The 9,067-nt window shown below is 72.4% G+C and carries 1 pseudogene; it reads left to right on the forward strand.

What is annotated here, in order from left to right:
* Positions 1 to 72 precede the first annotated feature (72 nt).
* Positions 73 to 9,015: pseudogene (locus ACSMXR_RS19825) on the forward strand (amino acid adenylation domain-containing protein); the annotation flags it as partial.
* Between the last annotated feature and the right edge of the window lie 52 nt (positions 9,016 to 9,067).

The raw sequence follows: 9,067 nt of genomic DNA on the forward strand, positions 1-9,067 counted from the left end.
CACCACCGCCGCCACCGGGTCGGTCTGCAACAACGTGCACGCGCACGGGAATCGGCCGCGTACCGGGCCAGGATGAGCGGACGCGCCTCCTGTGCGTTCCGCCGTGATGACTGCCGGCAGCGGCCCGTACCGCTCACCGGCTCCGGTGTTCCCGAAAACGACCGAGGGTGGTTCCCGTTGTCCGACGTCCAGGACCTTCTCCTGCCGCTCACCGCCGCGCAGTCCGGGATCTGGTTCGCGCAGGAACTCGACCCGGCCAACGTCATCTACAACGCCGGCGAGTACCTGGAGATCCGCGGCCGGGTGGACGCGGCGGTCTTCGAGGCCGCGCTGCTGCGCGTGCTGGCCGAGGCGGAGTGCCTGCGCGTGCGGTTCACGGACACCCCCGACGGTCCCCGGCAGCGGATCGTCCCGGTCGGCGACTGGCGCCTCCCGGTCCTGGACGTCTCCGCGGAACCGGATCCGCGCGCGGCGGCGGAACTGCGGATGCGGGACCTGCTGGCCACGCCGAAGGACATCCGCCGCGATCCGCTCTTCGACTTCGTCCTGTTCCGGCTGGCGGACGACCACCACCTGTGGCTGCACGCCTACCACCACAGCGCCGTCGACGGCTTCACCGTCTCGCTGGTGGCCCGGCGGACCGCCGAGGTCTACACCGCGCTGGCGGCGGGGGACGAGCCGACGCCGACTCCGTTCGTCCCGCTCACGGCGCTGATCGACGCCGACACCGCGTACCGCGCCTCCGACCGCTTCGCCGCCGACCGCGCGTACTGGACCGGCCGGATGGCCGGCGCACCGGAGCCGGCCGGCCTCTCCGGCGGCCGGCCCGCCACCCCGCACCGCCTCGAACGCCGCACCGCGCACCTCGACCGGACGTCGGCCGACGCACTGCGCGACCTGGCCCGCGCGGCCGAGGTGCCGTGGCCGCCGCTGCTGGCCGCCGCCTTCGCCGCGTATCTGCAACGCTGCACCGGCGGCGACGAGATCGTCCTCGGCCTGCCGGTCACCACCAGGCTCGGCCGCACCGCGCGCACCGCCCCCGGCATGGTCTCCAACGTCCTGCCGCTGCGCCTCGCACCGCACGACGACATGACCGTCGGCGAGCTGCTGCGCCACACCTCCGCCGCCATGCGCGGCGACCTGCGCCACCAGCGCTACCGGTACGAGGACCTGCGCCGCGACCTGAACCTCCTCGCCGACGACCAGCGGCTGGTCGGACCGCAGGTCAACATCATGATGTTCGACTACGACCTGACCTTCGGCGGCCACCGTGCCGTCGTCCACAACCTGTCCGTAGGCCCGGCCGACGACATGTCCGTGGTCGTGTACGACCGGACCGACGGCAACGGCCTGCAGATCGACCTCGACGCCAACCCGGAGCTGTACACACCGGACGCGATCGACGCACACCTCCACCGCTTCCTGCGCTACCTCCGCGAGCTGGCCGCCGCCGGACCCGACCAGGTCCTCGGCACGCTCGGCCTGGTCGACGAGGACGAGCTGCGGCTGCTGCTGGACACCTGGAACGACACCGGCCACGAGGTACCGGCCGTCACGCTGACCGAGCTGCTGACCGCGCAGGCCGCCGCAACCCCGGACGCCGTGGCCGTCCTCTTCGAGGACACCGCCCTCTCCTACGCCGAACTGGACGACCGCGCGTCGCGGCTGGCGCGCCTGCTCGCCGGCCGGGGCGTCGGCCCGGAGCGCTTCGTCGCGGTCGCCGTGCCGCGTTCCGTCGAACTCGTCGTGGCCCTGGTGGCGGTGCTGAAGGCCGGGGCCGCCTATCTGCCGGTGGATCCCGGCTATCCGGCGGACCGGATCGCGTTCCTGCTGGAGGACGCGGCCCCGGTGCTGACGCTGACCACCGCCGAGATCTCCGCCGGCCTGCCGGAGACCGGCACCCCGCGCCTGGTCCTCGACACCGACGACACCGCCGCGCTGCTGGCCGCCCACGGCCCGGACCACGCCGCACCGCTGCCGGCTCCGCTGCCCGCCCACCCGGCGTACGTCATCTACACCTCCGGCTCCACCGGCCGCCCGAAGGGCGCGGTCGTACCGCACTCCGGCATCGTCAACCGGCTCCTGTGGATGCAGGACCACTACGGGCTCACGGCCGAGGACCGGGTGCTCCAGAAGACGCCGTCCGGTTTCGACGTCTCCGTCTGGGAGTTCTTCTGGCCGCTGATCACCGGAGCGGCCCTCGTCGTCGCCCGCCCGGACGGGCACAAGGACCCGCTGTACCTCGCCGAGCTGATCCAGGCGCGGTCCGTCACCACCACGCACTTCGTACCGTCCATGCTCCAGGCGTTCCTCGCCGAGCCGGCCGCCGCCGGCTGCACCGGCCTGCGCCGCGTGATCTGCAGCGGCGAGGCACTGCCCGCACCGCTGCGCGACCGCTTCCACACCGTGCTCACCGGCGACGGCCCCGGCCCGGAACTCCACAACCTGTACGGGCCGACCGAGGCGTCCGTCGACGTGACCTGGTGGCAGTGCGGACCCGACGACAAGACCCCGTCGGTGCCGATCGGCCGGCCGGTGTGGAACACCCAGGTGTACGTCCTGGACGCGCGGCTGCGCCCGGTACCGGCCGGGGCACCGGGAGAGCTCTATCTCGCGGGCGTGCAGCTGGCCCGTGGCTACCTGCACCGCCCGGGCCTGACGGCTTCGCGGTTCGTGGCGGATCCGTTCGGCGGTGGTGACGGTGGTGGTGAGGGCGGTGGTGACGGCGGTGCGCGGATGTACCGGACCGGTGATGTGGTGCGGTGGTCGGCCGGTGGTGAGCTGGAGTACCTGGGCCGCGCCGACGACCAGGTGAAGCTGCGCGGCTTCCGGATCGAGCTCGGCGAGATCGAGGCGGCGGTCCTGGAGAGCCCGGAGGTGGACCGGGCGGCCGTGATCGTCCGCGAGGACCGCCCGGGATCACCGGCGGTGGTGGCGTACGTGGTGCCGGAGGCCGGGGGCGCCGGTGACGCGGGCGGTGCGGTGGACGTTTCCGTGCTGCGCGGCCGGGTGGCCGGTGTGCTGCCGGAGTACATGGTGCCGTCGGCGTTCGTGGTGCTGGACGCGCTGCCGCTGAGCCCGAACGGGAAGCTGGACCGGCGTGCGCTTCCCGCGCCGGACTACGCGGGTTCGGCGGCCGGGGGCCGCGAGCCGCGCACGGCGCGTGAGGCGGTGTTGTGCGGGCTGTTCGCGCAGGTGCTGGGGCTGGACGAGGTGGCGGCGGATGCGAGCTTCTTCGACCTCGGCGGCGACAGCATCATGTCCATCCAGCTCGTCAGCCGCGCCCGCACCGAGGGCCTTGTGCTGACCACGCGTGACGTGTTCCGCCTCAAGACCGTCGAGGCGATCGCGGAGGCCGCGGTGGAGGACGCCGGCCGCACGGTCGCCGCACTCGGCTCCGAGCCCGGTGGTGGTGTGGGTGAGGTGGTGGTGCCTCCGGTGGTGGAGTGGTTGCGGGGGCTGGGTTCTGGTGTGGGTGGTTTTCATCAGTCGGTGTTGGTGTCGGTGCCGGGTGGTGTGGGTCTGGGTGCGTTGACGGCGGCGGTTCAGGGTGTGGTGGATCATCACGATGCTTTGCGGCTGCGGTTGTTGGTCGGTGCGGGTGCGGGTGGTGGGTGGGGTCTTGAGGTCGGGGCTGTTGGTTCGGTTCCGGTTGAGGGGTGTGTGCGGCGGGTTGATGTGTCGGGTGGGGATGGGGGTGTGTTGTCGGAGCTGGTCCGTGTGGAGGCGGATGCGGCGCGGGGCCGGTTGGATCCTGTGTCGGGTGTGATGGTGCAGGTGGTGTGGTTCGACGCGGGTGTGGAACGTGCGGGCCGGTTGTTGTGGGTGGTGCATCACCTCGCGGTCGACGGTGTGTCGTGGCGGGTGTTGCTGCCCGATCTTGAGGCGGCGTGGCGGCAGGTGTCGGCTGGTGGGCCGGTGGCGCTGGAGCCGGTGGGGACGTCGTACCGGGCGTGGGCCGGGATGCTGCCGGAGCTGGCCGCTGACCGTGCCGGTGAGTTGGCGCTGTGGCAGGGCGTATTGGCCGAGCCTGATGGGCTGTTGGGGTCGCGGGCGCTGGATCCGGTGGTGGATGTCGCGGGCACTGCGGGTTCCGTGACGGTGGAGGTCCCGGCCGAGGTGTCGCAGGGGCTGCTGTCCTGGGTTCCCGGTGTGTGGGGGGCCGGGGTCGAAGAGGTGTTGCTGGCCGCTCTGGGCGTGGCGGTGAGCCAGTGGCGTGGTGGCGGCGGTCATGTGCTGGTGGATCTTGAGGGTCATGGTCGTGAGCAGTTGGTGGACGGCTGGGATCTGTCGCGGACGGTGGGGTGGTTCACGAGCCGCTACCCCGTCCGGCTGGACGTCGAGGGGGTGGGCGTCAGCGGTGCGGTGAAGCGGGTGAAGGAGGCGGTGCGGGCGCTGCCGGACCGGGGTGTTGGGTTCGGTCTGCTGCGGTACCTGGAGCCCGGTGCCTCTGAGGTGCTGGCGGGGTTGGTGGAACCGCAGGTCGGGTTCAACTACTTGGGCCGTTTCCGGTCCGGCGGTGCTGGCGGTGAGGGTGACTGGCTGCCGGTGGGTGAGTCGGGAGGTGTGGGCGGCGGCGTTGATCCGTCGATGCGGATGCCGCATGCGGTGGAGGTCAACGCCCTGGCGCTGGACGGTGCAAGCGGTCCGGTGCTGTCGGCGGTGTGGGCGTGGCCGGGTGGGGTGTTCGGTGATGGTGAGGTCGAGGAGCTGGCCCGTTTGTGGGTCGGTGTCCTGGAGACCTTGGTGGCCGAGGCCGGTGCGCCCGGTGCCGGTGGTCTGACGCCCTCGGATGTGCTGGCGGAGGTGTCGCAGGCGGAGATCGAGGCTCTGGAGGGGACGTATCCGGGGCTGGACGACGTACTGCCGCTCGCACCGCTGCAGGAAGGACTCCACTTCCACGCGCTCGACGAGGACGCGGGCTCCGCCGCGTACACCGTGCAGATCGGGCTCGACCTCGAAGGCCACCTCGACGTCCCCGCGATGCGCCACGCCGCCGAGGCGCTCCTGGAACGGCACGCGGGACTGCGCGCCGGATTCGTGCACGAAGGCTTGGACGCTCCGGTCCAGGTCATCGCCTCCGAGGTCGAACTGCCCTGGTCCCAGCGGGATGTGAGCGGGCTGGACGCCGAGGAGCGCGCTGCGGCTCTCGGCCGGATCCTGGACGAGGACCGCGCGCGCCGCTTCGACCCGACCAGGCCGCCGCTGCTCCGCTTCACCGCGATCCGCCTCGGCGAGGACCGCCACCACCTCGTCCTCACCTACGACCACCTGCTCCTCGACGGCTGGTCGACCGCCGTCCTGATGCGCGAGCTGTTCGCTCTGTACGCCAACGGCTGCGACACCACCGCTCTGCCCCGGGTCACGGCCTTCCGCGAGCACCTCGGCCGGCTGGCCGAGCAGGACCGCCCGGCCGCCGAGGAAGCCTGGCGCACCGCGCTCGCCGGACTCGACGAGCCGACGCTCCTCGCGGAACCGGTCCGCCGCACCGACGCCACGGCCGACCCCACTGCCCCGGCTGACCCGGACGATCCGGCCGCCGTGGCCGCCCCGGTCTCCGAGCAGCTCCGCGTCGAGCTCACCGAGGAGCAGACGCGTGCCGTCGCCGCGCGCGCCCGTGCGCTCGGCGTCACGCTCAACACCGTGGTGCAGGGCAGCTGGGGTCTGACGCTGGCCCGGCTCACCGGCCGCGAGGACGTCGTCTTCGGCGCCACCGTGTCCGGCCGTCCTGCCGATCTGCCCGGCATCGAGGACATGGTCGGCCTCTTCATCAACACGCTGCCGGTACGCGTCCGGGTCCGCCCCGCCGACAGCCTCGCCGGACTCCTCACGGCCGTGCAGGACGAACAGGCCAGGCTGATGCCGCACCAGCACGTCCGGCTGACCGATGTGCAGCGGCTGGCCGGACACGGCGAACTCTTCGACTCCATCGCCGTGTTCGAGAACTATCCGGTCGACGCGCTCGACCTCGGCACCCCGGACGGCCGGCTCCGTGTCACCGGCATCGACGGCGGTGACACCACGCACTATCCGCTCACGCTGATCGCCGTTCCCGGCGACCGCCTGCACCTGCGCCTCGGCTACCGCACCGACCTCATCGGCGAGGAGCGCGCCGAGCGCTTCCTGAACGGACTCCTCGCCGTCCTCGACGCGGTCGCCGCCGACACCGACCGGCCGACCGGCCGGATCGACCTGCTCACCGCGGCCGAACGCGAGCAGCTCCTCGTACACCGCAACGACACGGCGGCAGCGGTGCCGGACGGTACGGTCGCCGACGCGTTCCAGCGCCAGGCCGCCGCCACCCCGGACGCCGTGGCCGTCCTCTTCGAGAGCACCGCCGTGTCCTACGCCGAGCTGGACGACCGTGCGTCGCGGCTGGCCAGGCTGCTCGTCGCCCGGGGGGCGGGCCCGGAGCAGTTCGTCGCGGTCGCCATGGAGCGCTCCGCCGATCTGCTCGTCTCCGTACTGGCGGTGCTGAAGGCCGGGGCCGCCTATCTTCCGGTGGATCCCGGCTATCCGGCGGACCGGATCGCGTTCCTGCTGGAGGACGCGGCCCCGGTGCTGACGCTGACCACCTCGGCCGTGGCCGCCGGCCTGCCGGACACCGGCACCCCGCGCCTCCTGCTGGACGCCGACACGACCGCCGCCGCGCTGCGCGCCATGTCCGGAGCGCCGCTGACGGACGCGGACCGGATCCTGCCGCTGCGGCCCGCGAACCCGGCGTACGTCATCTACACCTCCGGCTCCACCGGCCGCCCGAAAGGCGTCGTCGTCAGCCACGAGAGCGTGGTCGGCTTCGCGTCCTGGGCCGAGGAGGAGCTGGGCGCCGAGGCACTGTCGCGGGTCCTGTTCTCGACCTCCCTCAACTTCGACGTGTCGGTCTTCGAGATCTTCGGACCGCTGCTGTCCGGCGGCTGCGCCGAGGTGGTGCGCGATGTGCTCGCGCTCGCCGAGGAGCCGTACGACACCTGGTCCGGCTCACTGGTGAGCGCGGTGCCGTCCGCCCTCGACCAGCTGCTGACGCACTCCGGCCCGGCCGTGAGCGCCGGACTGGTGGTCCTGGCGGGCGAGGCGCTGCCGGCCAGGCTGGTGGACCGGATCCGCCGCACCATGCCGGACGCCAGGATCGCCAACCTCTACGGGCCCACCGAGGCGACGGTCTACTCGACCGGCTGGTTCGCCGGTGACGGCCCGGCTCCGGCCGCACCGCCGATCGGCCGTCCGATCAGCAACCGACGCGTGTACGTCCTCGATGCCGGGCTGCGACCGGTGCCCCCGGGCGTCCGGGGAGAGCTCTATCTCGCCGGGCCCGGTCTGGCGCGTGGCTACGGCGGCCGCCCGGGCCTGACGGCTTCGCGGTTCGTGGCGGATCCGTTCGCCGGTGAGGGCGGTGGTGACGGCGGTGCGCGGATGTACCGGACCGGTGATGTGGTGCGGTGGTCGGCCGGTGGTGAGCTGGAGTACCTGGGCCGCGCCGACGACCAGGTGAAGGTCCGCGGCTTCCGTATGGAGCTGGGCGAGATCGAGGCGGCCGTCGCCGGCCACCCCGGCGTCGGCAGCGCTGCCGTGGTGGTGCGCGAGGACCGTCCGGGCGTGCGCGCGGTGGTGGCGTACGTCGTGCCGGAGGCCGGCTCGGCTGGCGGAGCGGTGGATGTGGCGGCGGTGCGGGAGCGGGTCGCGGGCGCACTGCCGGAGTACATGGTGCCGTCGGCGTTCGTGGTGCTGGACGCGCTGCCGCTGAATCCGAACGGGAAGCTGGACCGGCGTGCGCTTCCGGCGCCGGACTTCGCCGGATCGGCGGCCGGTGGCCGTGGACCGCGAACTCCCGCCGAAGTGCTGCTGTGCGGGCTGTTCGCGCAGGTGCTGGGGCTGGACGAGGTGGCGGCGGATGCGAGCTTCTTCGACCTCGGCGGCGACAGCATCATGTCCATCCAGGTCGCGGGCCGGGCCCGCAGGTCCGGCCTGTCACTCCGCCCCCGCGACGTCTTCCGTCTGAAGACCGTCGAGGCCATGGCCGCCGCCCTGGAGGAGCGCGGAGACGAGCCGGTGGCCGGTCCTGCCGATCTGCCCGGTGGTGGTGTGGGCGAGGTGGTGGTGCCTCCGGTGGTGGAGTGGCTGCGGGGGCTGGGTTCTGGTGTGGGTGGTTTTCATCAGTCGGTGCTGGTGTCGGTGCCGGGTGGTGTGGGACTGGATGCGTTGACGGCGGCGGTTCAGGGTGTGGTGGATCATCACGACGCTTTGCGGCTGCGGTTGTTGGTCGATGCGGGTGCGGGTGGTGGGTGGGGTCTTGAGGTCGGGGCTGTTGGTTCGGTTCCGGTGGGTGGGTGTGTGCGGCGGGTTGATGTGTCGGGTGGGGATGGGGGTGTGTTGTCGGAGCTGGTCCGTGTGGAGGCGGATGCGGCTCGGGGCCGGTTGGATCCTGTGTCGGGTGTGATGGTGCAGGTGGTGTGGTTCGACGCGGGTGTGGGGCGTGCGGGCCGGTTGTTGTGGGTGGTGCATCACCTGGCGGTCGACGGTGTGTCGTGGCGGGTGTTGCTGCCGGACCTTGAGGCGGCGTGGCGGCAGGTTGCGGCTGGCGGGCCGGTTGCGCTGGAGCCGGTGGGGACGTCGTACCGGGCCTGGGCGGACTCTCTGCCCGCACTGGCAGCGGGCCGGGTGGGCGAGTTGGGGCTGTGGCAGGAGGCGCTGCGCGAGCCTGATGGGTTGTTGGGGTCGCGGGCGTTGGACCCGGTGGTGGACGTCGCAGCGACTGCGGGTTCGGTGACGGTGGAAGTTCCGGCCGAGGTGTCGCAGGGGCTGCTGTCCTGGGTGCCTGGTGTGTGGGGCGCGGGGGTTGAGGAAGTTCTGCTGGCCGCTTTGGGCGTGGCGGTGAGCCAGTGGCGTGATCGGCGTCGTGGTGGCGTCGGCGGTCATGTGCTGGTGGATCTTGAGGGGCATGGCCGTGAGCAGCTGCTCGACGGCTGGGATCTGTCGCGGACGGTGGGGTGGTTCACGAGCCGCTACCCCGTCCGGCTCGACGTCGAGGGGGGTGGACGTCAGCGGTGCGGTGAAGCGGGTGAAGGAGGCC

The organism is Streptomyces sp. DSM 106670 (assembly GCF_055792845.1).